The organism is Corallococcus sp. CA047B, from assembly GCF_003612065.1.
GTDB classification, from domain to species: domain Bacteria; phylum Myxococcota; class Myxococcia; order Myxococcales; family Myxococcaceae; genus Corallococcus; species Corallococcus praedator.
Window position 1 is genome coordinate 1 of the sequence record NZ_RAWD01000740.1, and the last position, 415, is coordinate 415.

General features: G+C 66.7%; 1 protein-coding gene. It reads right to left on the reverse strand.

Going from position 1 to position 415, the window contains the following annotated elements:
• The coding region (locus D7X74_RS42445) for a 50S ribosomal protein L11 methyltransferase (RefSeq protein WP_120538506.1) at positions 1–415 on the reverse strand (415 nt) is incomplete at both ends.

The window sequence follows — 415 nt, forward strand, 5'->3', positions numbered from 1 at the left end:
GCCCGAGACGCGCCAGGTTCTCCCGCGCACAGGCCAGGGCACGCGGGTCCTGATCGGTGCCGATGACGCGTTTCACGCCGCGTTTGGCGAGCACCGCCGCCAGCACACCCGTGCCCGTGCCGATATCGAACGCTAGCGTTTTGGAAGGCAACGGCGCATTCGCCACCAGCTCGATGTATTCGCCGCGCACCGGCGAGAACACGCCGTAGTGCGGGTGAATGCGCTCACCACCGAGCGCGGGAATCTCCACACCCTTCTTGCGCCACTCATGCGCGCCGATCAAACCAAGCAGCTCACGCAGCGAGACGACGGAAGCGGCGTGGCTCGTGCCGTAAGCCTCCGTGCAGGCGTCGCGCATGTCGGGGGCGCGGCGCAGCGGGATCGTGTAATCCGCATCCAGTGGAATCAGCAGCAT